We start from the raw sequence: 13,539 nt of genomic DNA, 5'->3' as shown, positions 1-13,539 counted from the left end.
TGATTCCTATAAATAATTATATGTAGGGAAAGTAAAGAGTTTCTGGAGGTATTATTCCATGGTGTTCCTATTCAATATACCGGGTATTTGCCTTATTTAGTTTCGGCAGCAGCAGGGGTTATATATCAGATGTTGCCATGCCAGCCGGTGATTGGGCTGGCATGGTTTAGTGTGGTTAGCCGAAATGCACTGCTTCACCCGCTTGGGTGGTGGCCGCTTCAGATAATTTGTGGAAAAACTCTTCGCCGCTGCGTGAACAATACCAGTGCCCTTCACGGTAATCAAAATGGTAGCCGCCGGTTTTAGTCGCCAGCCAGACCTGATGCAATGGCTCTTGGCGATTGATCACAATCTTGCTGCCATTTTCGAAAGTTAGGGTCATCACCCCGCCATTAGTTTCATAATCGATATCACTATCGCCGGTAAAACTATCCAGTGTCTCTTCAATGCAAAGCATCAATTGATCGGCTAACTGATGAAACTCGCTATCGTTCATATTCAATTCCTATTGCTTTTCATGATCCACCTGCGATTATAGAGACCTTGGGCGCAAGAATTACAGGCATTAATACGAATACCTGCGTCAAAACGCTTTATTGATATCAAAACAGGTTACAGGCATTAAAAAATGAAAAATAAATTATGTTGGCTGTTAACGGCAATGATGGTGCTCGCGCTCTCCGGTTGTGGTCTGAAAGGCCCACTGTACTTCCCACCATCGGATAAGCCAAAAGTAGAAACAACCAAGCAAGATAGCGGCAACATTGAGCGTAATCAGCAGAATCCGCAGAACCAGAGCATCGCCGGGCCTCAGTGATTATTCCTATCGCAGCCAGACAAAGTCAGTACCGAATTTAGCCAGTACCGAATATTTAGCAGGTAAATGAAAGTCAGCGGAGTATGAAATGCAGTTCTCCAAAATGCACGGTCTTGGCAACGACTTTATGGTTGTCGATGCAGTTACTCAAAATGTTTACTTTTCGCCGGAGTTAATCCGCCGATTAGCAGACCGGCACACTGGCGTGGGCTTTGATCAGATGTTGGTGGTTGAGCCGCCTTATGATCCTGAGCTGGATTTTCACTACCGTATTTTTAATGCCGATGGCAGCGAAGTTTCTCAGTGCGGCAATGGCGCGCGCTGTTTTGCTCGTTTTGTCCGACTGAAAGGGTTGACCAATAAGCGCGATATCAGTGTGAGCACCCAAACGGGCCGCATGATATTGAGTGTCACAGAAGATGAACTGGTTTGCGTTAATATGGGTGAGCCCAATTTTGATCCGCAAACCGTTCCTTTTCGTGCAGCAAAAGCTGAGAAAACCTACATTTTACGCGCGGCAGAACACACGGTGCTCTGCGGTGTGGTGTCGATGGGCAATCCTCATTGTGTGATGCAGGTCGATGATGTTTCAGTTGCCAATGTTGCGTTGCTGGGCCCAGTATTAGAAAGCCATGAGCGCTTCCCAGAACGTGCCAATATCGGTTTTATGCAGGTGGTGAGCCGGGAACATATCCGCCTACGAGTGTATGAACGTGGTGCCGGTGAAACTCAAGCCTGTGGTAGTGGGGCTTGCGCCGCAGTTGCGGTCGGGATTCAGCAAGAATTATTGGGTGAAGAGGTTGATGTCGAACTGCCCGGCGGCAGTTTGCATATTAGTTGGAAAGGGCCGGGTCACCCATTGTATATGACCGGGCCAGCGACCCATGTTTACGACGGATTTATCCATTTATAACGGGTGTTACATGAAAAGTTATGAGGAGCAGGCGCTAGCCGGTGTCGAGTTAGATGACGATGCCGTCATGCAGTATTTATTGCAAAATCCCGACTTCTTTATTCGCAACGCGCGTTTGGTTGAACAGATGCATATCCCTCATCCGGTGAGAGGCACAGTCTCGCTGGTAGAGTGGCAACTGGGGCGTCAGCGTAATCAGATAGGCCAGTTGGAAGAAGAAATCACTTTGCTGATGGAGCAGGCGGGCCTGAATGAAGTGCTGTTCAGCCGCTTACTGCAACTCCAGAGCAATCTTGCTGCCGCCAGTAGCTTGCAAGATATGCTTAACCGTTTGCAGCGCTGGGCCCGAGATTTCGGTCTGGCGGGGGCGAATGTCCGGCTGTTCACTGACCGTTGGCAAATAGGCGCGCCGTCTGATTTCACCCATTTAGGTCTGTCTCGCCATGCTTTTGAACCTATGCGTATTCAGCGTCTGGGCAATGAACGGCACTATCTGGGCAGCCTAAACGGGCCGGAGCTGTTGCTGCTATTGCCGCAAGCTAAGCAAGTGGGGTCCGTGGCGCTGTCATTGTTGGGTAAAGACGGCGATTTAGGGGTGATTATTTTTAGCAGCCGCGATACACAGCATTATCAGCAGGGTATGGGTACCGTGATGCTGAATCAGTTATCAACGTTATTGCCGAGCTTGCTGGAGCGCTGGATAGAGCCGGTATGACCGAATTCAGTGCCTCGCTTGCCCCGCAGGTAGAGGCTTTCCTGCGTTATCTCAAAGTTGAGCGTCAGCTCAGCCCATTGACCATCACCAGCTATCGGCGTCAGCTACAGGCACTGATGGAGATAGGCGAGCAAATGGGCCTTGCGCACTGGCAAACGCTGGATGCCGCTCAGGTTCGCTCACTGGTTTCCCGCAGTAAACGTGCCGGTTTGCACTCTTCCAGCCTTGCTTTGCGGCTCTCGGCATTGCGCAGTTTCCTTAACTGGTTGGTCAGCCAGGGTGTACTGCAAGCTAATCCAGCCAAAGGGATCAGTACCCCGCGCTCTGGCCGCCATTTGCCGAAAAATATTGATGTCGATGAAGTCGATAAACTGCTGGATATCGATTTGAATGACCCTTTGGCCGTGCGTGACCGGGCGATGCTGGAAGTGATGTATGGCGCGGGTTTGCGTTTATCTGAACTGGTAGGCATGAACTGCAAACATGTCGATTTAGCCAGCGGCGAAGTCTGGGTAATGGGTAAAGGCAGCAAAGAGCGCAAAGTCCCGATTGGCAAAACAGCAGTCACTTGGTTAGAACATTGGTTGGCGCTGCGTGAGCTGTTTGAACCGCAAGATGACGCCATTTTCTTGGCCAATACCGGTAAGCGAATTTCAGCGCGTAATGTACAAAAACGCTTTGCTGAATGGGGCGTGAAGCAGGGAGTCAGCAGCCATATTCATCCCCACAAATTGCGCCACTCTTTTGCGACTCATATGCTGGAGTCCAGTGGTGATCTGCGCGCAGTGCAAGAGCTGCTGGGGCATGCCAATCTGACCACCACACAAATTTATACCCATCTTGACTTTCAACATCTGGCAACAGTGTATGATGCTGCTCATCCACGGGCCAAACGAGGCAAATCTTGATGCATTTTTATCGTCCACTGGAGCGGATTTCCGCCATTACTTTCGACTTGGATGACACCCTGTACGACAACCGGCCAGTGATAGCCCGTACAGAGCAAGAGTCTGTGGCATTTTTACAGCAGTACCATCCCAATTTGGCACAGCTACAAGCCACAGATTTTCAACGTTTTCGCAGTGAGTTACTGGCGCAAGACCCTGATATTTACCACGATGTCACCCAGTGGCGCTGGCATGCTATCGAGCTGGGCCTGATTCGTCATGGCCTGAGTAAGTCAGAAGCACAATGTGGCGCTGATGCTGCCATGGAAAATTTCGCCGTATGGCGTAGCCGCATCTATGTGCCGCCAGCCACGCATGACACCTTGAGCGCGCTGGCCGAACATTATCCGCTGGTGGCGATTACCAATGGCAATGCCGATCCTAAAGCTTGCGGTCTGGACACTTATTTCCAGTTTGTGTTGCGCTCTGGCCCTCATGGCCGCGCCAAACCTTTCCGCGATATGTACCATAAAGCGGCGAACCATCTGGATATTCCACTGAAACATATCTTGCATGTTGGTGATGATTTGACCACCGATGTCGCCGGTTCGCTACGTTGCGGCATGCAAGCGTGCTGGATTAACGATCGGCAACAAAGCTTGATGACTGCCCGTGATAGCCGGTTATTGCCACATATTGAGATTTCGCAGTTGGCTTCCCTGACAGCATTGCTATAATCCTCTGCAATAACTCTGTATAAATTCACAGTGGAATGCTGGTAAAATAGTCGGATAACCGGCGATTTAGCTATTTTCTCTTACCCGATGAACGGTGCCTATGGACGTTTCTGATCTGCTCGACAGCCTGAATGAAAAACAACGCGAAGCCGTGGCTGCGCCACGCTGCAACCTGTTGGTACTGGCCGGTGCGGGCAGTGGCAAAACCCGCGTGCTGGTTCATCGTATTGCCTGGCTATTGTCGGTCGAAAACGCCTCTCCCTATTCCATTATCGCGGTGACCTTCACCAATAAAGCTGCCGCTGAAATGCGCCACCGCATTGAGCACTTGATTGGAACCAGTCAGGGCGGGATGTGGATTGGTACTTTCCACGGGCTGGCGCACCGGTTGCTGCGCGCCCATCATATGGATGCCAATCTGCCGCAGGATTTCCAAATTCTTGATAGCGATGACCAACTGCGGTTATTGAAGCGCTTGGTTAAAGCTCTGAATTTAGATGAGAAGCAATGGCCACCGCGTCAGGCGATGTGGTACATCAATGGCAAAAAAGATGAAGGGCTACGTCCGCAGCATATTGAAAGCTACGGTAACCCGGTCGAAGCCACTTGGCTGCGTATCTATCAAGCTTATCAGGAAGCCTGTGACCGAGCGGGGCTGGTGGATTTTGCCGAGCTGCTGCTGCGCGCTCACGAACTGTGGCTGAACAAGCCGCATATTCTTAATCATTATCGTGAACGTTTTACCAATATTCTGGTGGATGAGTTCCAGGATACCAACAACATCCAGTACGCCTGGATTCGCCTGCTGGCAGGTGAGCGCTCCAATGTGATGATCGTCGGCGATGATGACCAGTCAATTTATGGCTGGCGTGGGGCGCAAGTAGAGAATATCCAGCGCTTCCTGAAAGATTTTCCCGGTGCCGAAACTATCCGTCTGGAGCAGAATTACCGCTCGACCAGCAATATTCTGACCGCCGCTAATGCCCTGATTGCCCATAATGATGGCCGCATGGGTAAGAACTTGTGGACGGAAGGGGCGGAAGGCGAGCCTATCTCGCTCTATTGCGCCTTTAATGAGCTGGATGAAGCCCGCTTCGTGGTTAACCGCATTAAAGCTTGGCAAGACAATGGTGGCGCGCTGAATGATTGTGCCATTTTGTATCGTAGTAACGCCCAATCGCGGGTGCTGGAAGAGGCCTTATTGCAGACTGCAATGCCGTACCGTATTTATGGCGGTCAGCGCTTCTTCGAACGTCAGGAAATTAAAGATGCATTGGCCTATTTGCGCCTGATTTCTAATCGCAATGATGATGCGGCCTTCGAGCGGGTGGTCAATACGCCGACGCGGGGTATTGGCGATCGCACCTTAGATGTGGTGCGTCAGACTGCCCGTGACCGCCAGTTAACCTTGTGGCAATCAACCCGCGCCATGTTGCAGGAAAAAGTGCTGGCAGGCCGTGCCGCCTCTGCGTTGCAACGTTTTGTCGAGCTGGTGGACTCACTGTCCCATGAAACCGCCGATATGCCGCTGCACGTGCAAACCGACCGTGTCATTCGTGATTCTGGTTTGTGGTCAATGTACGAGCAAGAGAAGGGTGAAAAAGGCCAGGCACGTATTGAGAACCTTGAAGAGCTGGTCAATGCTACCCGCCAATATAGCTATCAGGACGAAGATCAAGACCTGATGCCACTACAGGCGTTTCTCTCTCATGCGGCGCTGGAGGCTGGAGAGGGGCAGGCCGATGCTTATCAGGATGCAGTGCAACTGATGACGCTCCATTCAGCAAAGGGTCTGGAGTTCCCACAGGTATTCATAGTGGGTATGGAAGAGGGGATGTTCCCAAGCCAGATGTCCTTGGATGAAGGCGGGCGTCTGGAGGAAGAGCGCCGGTTGGCCTATGTTGGCGTTACCCGCGCCATGCAGAAACTGACGCTCTGCTATGCTGAGAGCCGCCGTCTGTATGGCAAAGAAGTCAATCACCGCCCATCACGTTTCATCGGCGAACTGCCGCAAGAGTGTGTTGAGGAGGTGCGGCTACGCGCGACAGTCTCTCGTCCGGTCAATCACCGCCGCATGGGGACGCCGATGCACGAAAATGACAGCGGATTCTCATTGGGGCAGCGAGTGCGCCATCCTAAATTCGGTGAAGGCACGGTGGTTAATCTGGAAGGTAGCGGTGAGCACAGCCGGTTGCAGATTGCTTTCCCCGGTGAAGGCATTAAGTGGCTAGTGGCGGCATATGCACGTCTGGAAGCCGTCTAAACTTACCCTGCGGCCTTGACGCCGCAATGGTGTTAGCGGCATTCACCTACCCGAGTAAGCTTATAACTCAAGGCTGCCGCGGAATTAGCGGCCCTCGCTCTTATCCTGGACAGCCAGACGTGCGTCGGTTTCTGCCTGCAATAAAATGGCTTTGCCCATCCACTGAGTGACATCCTGAATTCCCGCCTCATCTAAATGCCAAATATCTTTCAGCACCATAAAGACTTCTGACCCGTAAATGAGTGAAAAAGCGTGGATCACCCGTTGCAGCGCTTCCGGCTCCAGCTTTCCTTCCAATGGCTCGACAGCCAGCTTTAACAGCCGCTTACGGTTACCACGAACTAATTTTTCTTCATTATTGGGGTGGTTACGATTATCAGCCCATTGTTGTAACGAGAGATGCAGAGCGGCCCGCAACACACCTTCGTGTTGCAACATGCGCGGATAAGCAAATGAGAGTAATTCAGCAATGCGTTGGCGTGCATCGGGTTGAGTCGGCTGCCATGACAAAATCGGGCCAAGGCTTTCATCAACCATCGCAGAGACCAGCGCACTCTGTGTCGGGAAATAGCGATAAGCCGTAGCACGGGAAAGTTGGGCGGCATTTGCCACTTCGGTGATTGATGGAAACGCGCCTTGTTCATACATCGACATCGCGGTATCGATAAGTAACCGCCGGGTTCTGGCCCTAATGGTGGTCAATGATGGAGAGGAGCTTTCCTGTTTATCCTGATTATTCACGGTCACTCCAGGGCTACAGATCGTATTTGTGCTCACTATAACAAACCGTTTGCACAAATCGCCATGAAAGCACGCCGCATTCAAACTAATTTTGAGACTGTCGTCTCATATTTGGGCTATGATCTTTGCGTAAATGATACGACAGTCTCAATATGATTCTATCTTAACCAACTCGCTTCATTGTTCGGCAGTAAAAGAAAACAAACTTCCCATACAAGTGAGTTGTTCGCGCATTCATAGAAGGATGTTCAGATGCCTCGTCATATTTATATTGCTACCACGACAGATACCAAAGGCGAAGAGCTGGCGTATGTCAGTGCATTGATTAAAGCAACCGGCTTGACGACAGTCACGGTTGATTTATCGACGAAAGAAGGTCAGCAGGTCGGTGGTGCGGATATTTCGGCCGAGACCGTGGCGAGCTATCACCCAGATGGGCGTCAGGCGGTTTTCTGTGGTGATCGAGGGCGAGCAATAAGCGCGATGGCGCAGGCTTTTGAGTGCTTTATCAATAGCCGTGAAGATGTCGCTGCGCTGTTAGGTCTGGGGGGATCTGGCGGTACGGCACTGATAACTCCCGCGATGCAAAGTTTGCCCATCGGTATTCCTAAACTGATGGTTTCTACCATGGCTTCGGGTGATGTTTCCGGTTATATCGGCGCGAGTGATATCGCCATGATGTACTCAGTCACTGATATTGCCGGACTTAACCGCATTTCTCGCCGGGTATTGAGTAATGCCGCCCATCAAATTGCCGGTGCGGTTTACTTTGCGAAAGCAGAGACAGCCACGGATGACAAACCGGCGCTGGGGCTGACGATGTTTGGCGTGACCACCCCCTGTATTCAAGCAGTCAGTGCAGCATTATCGTCAGAATATGATTGTCTGGTTTTTCACGCCACCGGGAGCGGCGGCAAGGCCATGGAGAAACTGGCCGAAAGTGGTTTATTGGCCGGGGCGCTGGATCTGACTACTACTGAAGTTTGCGATTTGTTATTTGATGGGGTATTGGCCTGCGGCCCAGAACGGTTCGATGCCATTGCTCATACCAATATCCCTTATGTTGGCTCCTGTGGTGCTTTGGATATGGTCAATTTTGGTAGCCCGGCAACGATTCCGGCGAAATATGCGGATCGCTTGTTCTATAAACATAATGCACAAGTCACGCTGATGCGCACCACCGAGCAAGAGAACATCCAAATGGCACGCTGGATTGGCGAGAAGTTAAATCGCTGCCAAGGCGAAGTCCGCTTCTTAATTCCAGAAGGCGGTTTCTCTGCACTGGATGCGCCCGGCCAGCCATTCTGGGATGAAAAGGCGTTAAAAGCTTTTATTCAGACACTGGAAGAGACTGTTATTCAAACCGAAAAACGCCGCTTGGTGCATTATCCGTTCAATATTAACGACCCGGAATTTGCTCAGGCTGCGGTAGAAAACTTTAAAGAAATAGCAAAGAGCCCATCCAACCCTAAATAATTCGAGTTGCAGGAAGGCGGCAACTGAGTAAATCCCCAGGAGCTTACACGAGTCAGTGACTGGGGTGAGCGAAGGCAGCCAACGCACATGCAGTTTGAAGTATGACGGGTTTAGGGCCATTTAATTTGTGGAGAAACATATGCCAAAATTTCAACGCCAGGCCATATTGGCTAAATTCCGGGAAATGATTGCCCGCCGTGAGCCGATTATCGGCGGCGGTGCGGGTACAGGGTTGTCAGCTAAATGCGAAGAGGCTGGCGGTATTGATTTAATCGTTATCTATAACTCTGGCCGCTATCGTATGGCGGGCCGTGGTTCGCTAGCAGGGCTGCTGGCGTACGGTAATGCGAATGAAATTGTGGTCGATATGGCTAAAGAAGTGCTGCCAGTCGTCAAGAAAACACCGGTGCTGGCCGGGGTTAATGGGACCGACCCATTCTGTCAGTTCGATCACTTTTTGGACCATTTGAAAGACTTGGGCTTCTCTGGTGTGCAGAACTTCCCTACTGTCGGCTTAATTGACGGTAACTTCCGCGCCAACCTTGAAGAGACCGGCATGGGTTATGGCTTGGAAGTTGATATGATCCGCCTGGCCCATGAGAAAGATTTGCTGACGACACCTTATGTCTTCAGTGCCGCAGATGCCGTTGCTATGACCCAAGCAGGAGCCGATATTATTGTTCCTCATATGGGGCTGACGACCGGCGGTAACATTGGTGCTGATACTGCACTGAAGCTGGCTGACTGCGTGCCATTGATTAATGAGTGGGCGGCGGCGGCGAAAGCCGTGCGTGAGGATATTATTGTCCTGTGCCACGGCGGGCCAATTTCGACGCCTGAAGATGCGCAATACATCATGGATAATTGCCCGCAATGTGATGGTTTCTACGGTGCCAGTTCTATGGAACGACTGCCGACAGAGATTGCACTGACCGACACTACTAAACAGTTTAAAAACATAAAGCGTTGATATTTTGCCAATACCAAAGGGAAAGCCTGTTTGTGAATTTCACCTGATTATTGGTTAAATGAATACGCAGGATACGCAAAACCGAGGCCGAAGTTGGCTTCGGTTTTTTTTACTCTCATCATCCAAATGTCGTGCTTTCTCATTTGGGCTGTGGAGTAGCAACTTTTAACCGGTTGACAGTCTTTTTCTTCTCGGCGTAACATGCGCGCACTATTCTTGATGAGGACATTCGCCTTGGACACACCCAGTAGATACTGGCTCAATAACCTGTTCATATGGTGCAACTTCTAAGGCTATCCTCATCTTTGCTGATAGCCTTCGTGGTTGTCAGCGACCCCGCTAAACCGTCGCTGTGAGTCAGATCTCCTTATGGTCTGAAACAAACGGTATTTCAATACTCACCTGTTTCTGTGCTTCAATGCGTTTCCCCTATCCACACCGCAAGGGAGTTTTGGCACATGCTGAGCGCATTTAAATTAAGTAACAATCGCTTATCCCGTTTGGAGCTGGATGAATCAGATGACCTGACTACCTCAATTTGGGTCGATTTAGTCGAGCCAGAAGAGGGGGAGCGGGAACGCGTCCAGTCTGAACTAGGGCAAAGTCTGGCGACTCGGCCAGAGCTAGATGACATCGAGGCCTCCGCACGCTTCTTTGAAGATGAAGATGGCCTACATATTCACTCCTTCTTCTATTATGAAGATGCCGAAGATCACGCCGGTAACTCAACCGTGGCATTTACTATCCGTGATGGTCGCCTTTATACCCTGCGTGAACGTGAATTACCGGCATTTCGTTTGTACCGTATGCGCGCGCGCAACCAGACACTGGTTGATGGCAATGCCTATGAGCTGCTGCTGGATCTGTTTGAGACTAAAATTGAACAGCTGGCTGATGAAATCGAGAATATTTACAGCGATTTGGAAGCATTAAGCCGGGTTATCATGGAAGGCCAGCAAGGTGATGAATATGATGCCGCGCTGTCGACCTTGGCGGAGCAGGAAGATATCGGCTGGAAAGTGCGACTGTGTCTGATGGATACCCAGCGGGCGCTGAATTTTCTGGTACGTAAGGCGCGTTTGCCCAGCGGCCAGTTGGAACAGGCGCGTGAAGTCCTACGCGATATCGAATCGCTGTTGCCACACAATGAATCCTTGTTCCAGAAAGTTAACTTCCTGATGCAGGCTGCGATGGGTTTTATCAACATCGAGCAGAACCGCATCATCAAGATCTTCTCAGTTGTCTCGGTGGTCTTCCTGCCGCCAACACTGGTGGCTTCTAGTTATGGGATGAACTTTGAATTCATGCCAGAGCTGCGCTGGTCATTTGGTTATCCGGGAGCAATTAGCTTGATGATTATTGCTGGCCTGGCTCCGTACCTCTATTTCAAGCGCAAAAACTGGCTCTAGTCTTGGGGCTTGGAGTTGCAGGGGTTAGCTGCAACTCCAGTTGTGGGGGGATTGTGATGGTTAGGCCCGCAGCTTGCGTTGGGTATAGAGCGCATCTAGCGTGAACAGTAACAATGCCGCCCAGATAAAGGCGAAAGTCACCATTTTATCGTTGCCGATAGTCTCGCCGTAGAAGGTCACCGCCAGAATAAACATCAATGTCGGCCCCAGATACTGGAAGAAGCCCAATGTCGATAGCCGTAAACGAGTGGCCGCAGCGGTGAAGAATAGCAGCGGGATAGTGGTTATCACCCCGGCAGCGGCGAGCAATACATTCAGCGACCAGGTATTGGCGCTCAGATGGCTGGTTGGGCTGTCGGCAACAAAGAACAGATAGACCGCCGCGATGGGCAGCAACCACATGGTTTCCACCAACATCCCGGTTTGGGCATCAATTCCCAGTTTTTTACGTATCAGGCCATATAGGGCAAAAGTAATCGCCAGACCTAAGCCGATAACGGGGAGTGAGCCAAACTGCCACAGCTGAATTAATACACCACCAAAAGCCAGTGCTACCGCGACCCACTGCATACGGCGAAAACGCTCACCCAGAAACAGCATGCCAAATAGCACATTGACCAGCGGGTTTATAAAGTAACCTAAGCTGGCTTCCAGCATATGGTTATGGTTCACCGCCCAGATAAACAATAGCCAGTTACAGGCAATCAATACGGCGGTCACTGCCAGTAAAAGTAGGCGCTTACGATTTCTACAGGCACTGCGAACTTGTGGCCAATTACGGCTGACAGTCAGCAGTATCAGCATAAAGAAAAATGACCAGATAATGCGATGAGTCAAGATTTCATCAGCCGGCACCTGTTGGATTAGCTTGAAATAAGCAGGGGCAATACCCCAAATAAAATAGGCAGCCAGAGCAAAGAAAATGCCCTGACGAGTTTGTTGTTTATCCATGGTGTGGCTCGGAACAAGAAAGGAGATGCGGTGAGTGTACTTAACTTCGAGCGACTAATCATCACCGCTTAAAGTCTAATTACCCCACCAGATAGGTCGCTGTGGCGCTGGCGATATGAATTTGCTTTTCATTATGCAGCTCAACTCTGGCAACTGAGACCTTATTACCGCTACGTAAAATACTGCTGCTGGCGATGAAATGCTCGCCACGGCCCGGGCGCAAATAATCGACTCGTAGGTCGATAGTGCCCATTTTAGCTAGCTTCATTTGCAGTTGTTCTTGAATCAAGGGCTCATGACGAACCAGGCTGTTACCGACACACACCAAACCGGCAGCGACATCCAGTACTGCGGCGATAACCCCGCCATGCAGGATCCTTTGTGCGATATTACCGACTAATTTGTCATTATTATCAAAAGTAATTTCAGCGTAATCTTGCTCGAAGCGGGTTAATTTTAGGCCTAATTCACGATTAAAAGGCATGTGATAGACAAAGATTTCCCCGATGACTTGACGAGCACCTTCCAGCGTTAACGGTGTAACTGACATTGCAGTCTGTTCTCTTAGTGACTATTTATGGGCAATTATCCCACAAGTTAATGAGTTGTTTATTTTATGCTCCTATTTTGTTGTTTTCCAGTCGTTAAATCATAAATATAAACAACACTAATCCAAGATAACATTTGTGTGTAGAATGAGCTGTTTTCATTACAAATAGAAATAATTCGTAAGGGGATGGGGGAGTTATGGGTAGATTTTGGCAGATATTAATAGCGCTATTACTGGCGCCAACCTTGGCACAGGCAGATGTTGCGACGGTTGAGAAGATTCACGATGCACCAGCGGTGCGTGGCAGTATTATCGCGGCAATGTTGCAGGATCACGATAATCCATTCCTGCTTTATCCGTATGAAACTAACTATCTGCTATATACCTACACCAGCGATATCAATAAAGATGCGATCAGCTCTTATGATTGGGCTGAAAATGCGAAGAAAGATGAAGTTAAGTTCCAACTGAGTTTGGGCTTCCCTATCTGGCGTGGTATTGCGGGTGATAATTCATTACTGGGGGCGTCTTATACCCAGCGCTCTTGGTGGCAGGCATCTAACAGCGACGAGTCCTCGCCATTCCGTGAAACCAACTACGAACCACAGATATTCCTGGCGTGGGCAACCGATTATGAGTTAGCGGGTTGGACTTTTCGTGAGGTCGAATTTGGTTATAACCACCAGTCGAATGGTAAAGCCGACCCAACTTCACGTAGCTGGGATCGTGTTTATACTCGTTTGATGGCTCAGCGCGGTAACTTGGAAATTGACCTGAAGCCTTGGTATCGTATTCCTGAAAGTGACGCAAAAGATGACAACCCAGATATCAATAAATACATGGGTTATTATCGTCTGAAAGTCGGTTATGCCTTGGGTGACAGCGTATTCAGTCTTGATGGGCGCTATAACTGGAATACCGGTTACGGCGGCGCTGAAATGGGCTGGAGCTACCCAATCACTAAACATGTCCGTTTCTATACCCAAGTGTTCAGTGGCTATGGTGAGTCAATGATTGACTATAACTTTAGGCAAACACGGGTGGGTGTGGGTATCATGTTGAATGATGTCCTTTAACGTCATCCGGCGTTAGAAAAGTTTCAGACACAGG

14 protein-coding genes are annotated in these 13,539 nt (G+C 50.0%); 10 read left to right on the top strand and 4 right to left on the bottom strand.

What is annotated here, in order from left to right; all coding sequences use genetic code 11:
* Positions 1–175: 175 nt before the first annotated feature.
* Complete coding sequence (cyaY, locus tag FTA96_RS11180) at positions 176–496, bottom strand: iron donor protein CyaY (RefSeq protein ID WP_145573836.1); 321 nt, start codon at positions 494–496, stop codon at positions 176–178.
* Between the two features lie 132 nt (positions 497–628).
* Here cyaY and lptM point away from each other — a divergent pair, with 132 nt between their 5' ends.
* The 6 genes from lptM (at position 629) to uvrD (ending at position 6,332) form a co-directional block, all read left to right on the top strand.
* Positions 629–817: an LPS translocon maturation chaperone LptM gene (lptM, locus tag FTA96_RS11175; protein WP_050109686.1), complete on the top strand. Its 189-nt coding sequence runs from the start codon at positions 629–631 to the stop codon at positions 815–817.
* A gap of 88 nt (positions 818–905) precedes the next feature.
* A complete protein-coding gene (gene dapF, locus FTA96_RS11170; RefSeq protein ID WP_050123904.1) occupies positions 906–1,730 on the top strand; it encodes a diaminopimelate epimerase in 825 nt (274 codons plus the stop codon).
* Between the two features lie 10 nt (positions 1,731–1,740).
* A complete protein-coding gene (locus FTA96_RS11165) occupies positions 1,741–2,445 on the top strand; it encodes a DUF484 domain-containing protein (protein ID WP_050109688.1) in 705 nt (234 codons plus the stop codon).
* Positions 2,442–3,353 carry a tyrosine recombinase XerC gene (xerC, locus tag FTA96_RS11160; protein WP_072089999.1) on the top strand — a complete coding sequence of 304 codons (912 nt, stop codon included), beginning with the start codon at positions 2,442–2,444 and terminating at the stop codon, positions 3,351–3,353. The genes FTA96_RS11165 and xerC overlap by 4 nt, the downstream gene beginning before the upstream one ends.
* On the top strand, positions 3,353–4,069 hold the full coding sequence (gene yigB / locus FTA96_RS11155) for a 5-amino-6-(5-phospho-D-ribitylamino)uracil phosphatase YigB (RefSeq protein ID WP_050123902.1): 717 nt from the start codon (positions 3,353–3,355) through the stop codon (positions 4,067–4,069). Before xerC ends, yigB begins: the two co-directional genes overlap by 1 nt.
* Before the next feature lie 100 nt (positions 4,070–4,169).
* On the top strand, positions 4,170–6,332 hold the full coding sequence (gene uvrD, locus FTA96_RS11150; protein WP_050109690.1) for a DNA helicase II: 2,163 nt from the start codon (positions 4,170–4,172) through the stop codon (positions 6,330–6,332).
* Between the two features lie 84 nt (positions 6,333–6,416).
* Here uvrD and FTA96_RS11145 read toward each other — a convergent pair whose 3' ends face one another.
* Positions 6,417–7,073, bottom strand: coding sequence for a TetR/AcrR family transcriptional regulator (locus tag FTA96_RS11145; RefSeq protein WP_050109691.1), 657 nt, complete (start codon positions 7,071–7,073; stop codon positions 6,417–6,419).
* 252 nt (positions 7,074–7,325) lie between these two features.
* On the opposite strand from FTA96_RS11145, the gene FTA96_RS11140 reads away from it, so the two are divergent.
* From FTA96_RS11140 to corA, 3 genes are all read left to right on the top strand, one after another.
* Positions 7,326–8,549 carry a Tm-1-like ATP-binding domain-containing protein gene (locus tag FTA96_RS11140; RefSeq protein WP_050109692.1) on the top strand — a complete coding sequence of 408 codons (1,224 nt, stop codon included), beginning with the start codon at positions 7,326–7,328 and terminating at the stop codon, positions 8,547–8,549.
* A 139-nt stretch (positions 8,550–8,688) separates the two neighbouring features.
* Positions 8,689–9,519: a phosphoenolpyruvate hydrolase family protein gene (locus FTA96_RS11135; protein WP_032911361.1), complete on the top strand. Its 831-nt coding sequence runs from the start codon at positions 8,689–8,691 to the stop codon at positions 9,517–9,519.
* Positions 9,520–9,977: 458 nt separating this feature from the next.
* Positions 9,978–10,928, top strand: a complete 951-nt coding sequence (gene corA, locus FTA96_RS11125; RefSeq protein ID WP_050109694.1) for a magnesium/cobalt transporter CorA — start codon at positions 9,978–9,980, stop codon at positions 10,926–10,928.
* A gap of 60 nt (positions 10,929–10,988) precedes the next feature.
* Here corA and rarD read toward each other — a convergent pair whose 3' ends face one another.
* Together rarD and FTA96_RS11115 are read right to left on the bottom strand one after the other, a co-directional pair.
* Positions 10,989–11,879, bottom strand: coding sequence for an EamA family transporter RarD (gene rarD, locus FTA96_RS11120; protein ID WP_050135693.1), 891 nt, complete (start codon positions 11,877–11,879; stop codon positions 10,989–10,991).
* 79 nt (positions 11,880–11,958) lie between these two features.
* Positions 11,959–12,429 (bottom strand): thioesterase family protein, encoded by a 471-nt coding sequence (locus FTA96_RS11115; RefSeq protein ID WP_050109696.1) that lies wholly within the window; start codon positions 12,427–12,429, stop codon positions 11,959–11,961.
* A gap of 197 nt (positions 12,430–12,626) precedes the next feature.
* Between FTA96_RS11115 and pldA the strand changes: the two genes are divergently transcribed.
* Positions 12,627–13,505 (top strand): phospholipase A, encoded by an 879-nt coding sequence (gene pldA / locus FTA96_RS11110; RefSeq protein ID WP_050123898.1) that lies wholly within the window; start codon positions 12,627–12,629, stop codon positions 13,503–13,505.
* The last annotated feature ends 34 nt before the right edge of the window (positions 13,506–13,539 follow it).

The organism is Yersinia alsatica, from assembly GCF_902170305.1.
Taxonomy (GTDB): domain Bacteria; phylum Pseudomonadota; class Gammaproteobacteria; order Enterobacterales; family Enterobacteriaceae; genus Yersinia; species Yersinia alsatica.
Note: the sequence above shows the minus strand (reverse complement) of the source record. Positions and strands in the feature narration are given on the sequence as shown.

Excerpts from the sequence above, each read along its gene's own strand:
- cyaY (WP_145573836.1), bottom strand. The coding sequence starts at position 496 with ATGAACGATAGCGAGTTTCATCAGTTAGCCGATCAATTGATGCTTTGC.
- lptM (WP_050109686.1), top strand. The coding sequence starts at position 629 with ATGAAAAATAAATTATGTTGGCTGTTAACGGCAATGATGGTGCTCGCG.
- dapF (WP_050123904.1), top strand. The coding sequence starts at position 906 with ATGCAGTTCTCCAAAATGCACGGTCTTGGCAACGACTTTATGGTTGTC.
- FTA96_RS11165 (WP_050109688.1), top strand. The coding sequence starts at position 1,741 with ATGAAAAGTTATGAGGAGCAGGCGCTAGCCGGTGTCGAGTTAGATGAC.
- xerC (WP_072089999.1), top strand. The coding sequence starts at position 2,442 with ATGACCGAATTCAGTGCCTCGCTTGCCCCGCAGGTAGAGGCTTTCCTG.
- yigB (WP_050123902.1), top strand. The coding sequence starts at position 3,353 with ATGCATTTTTATCGTCCACTGGAGCGGATTTCCGCCATTACTTTCGAC.
- uvrD (WP_050109690.1), top strand. The coding sequence starts at position 4,170 with ATGGACGTTTCTGATCTGCTCGACAGCCTGAATGAAAAACAACGCGAA.
- FTA96_RS11140 (WP_050109692.1), top strand. The coding sequence starts at position 7,326 with ATGCCTCGTCATATTTATATTGCTACCACGACAGATACCAAAGGCGAA.
- FTA96_RS11135 (WP_032911361.1), top strand. The coding sequence starts at position 8,689 with ATGCCAAAATTTCAACGCCAGGCCATATTGGCTAAATTCCGGGAAATG.
- corA (WP_050109694.1), top strand. The coding sequence starts at position 9,978 with ATGCTGAGCGCATTTAAATTAAGTAACAATCGCTTATCCCGTTTGGAG.
- rarD (WP_050135693.1), bottom strand. The coding sequence starts at position 11,879 with ATGGATAAACAACAAACTCGTCAGGGCATTTTCTTTGCTCTGGCTGCC.
- FTA96_RS11115 (WP_050109696.1), bottom strand. The coding sequence starts at position 12,429 with ATGTCAGTTACACCGTTAACGCTGGAAGGTGCTCGTCAAGTCATCGGG.
- pldA (WP_050123898.1), top strand. The coding sequence starts at position 12,627 with ATGGGTAGATTTTGGCAGATATTAATAGCGCTATTACTGGCGCCAACC.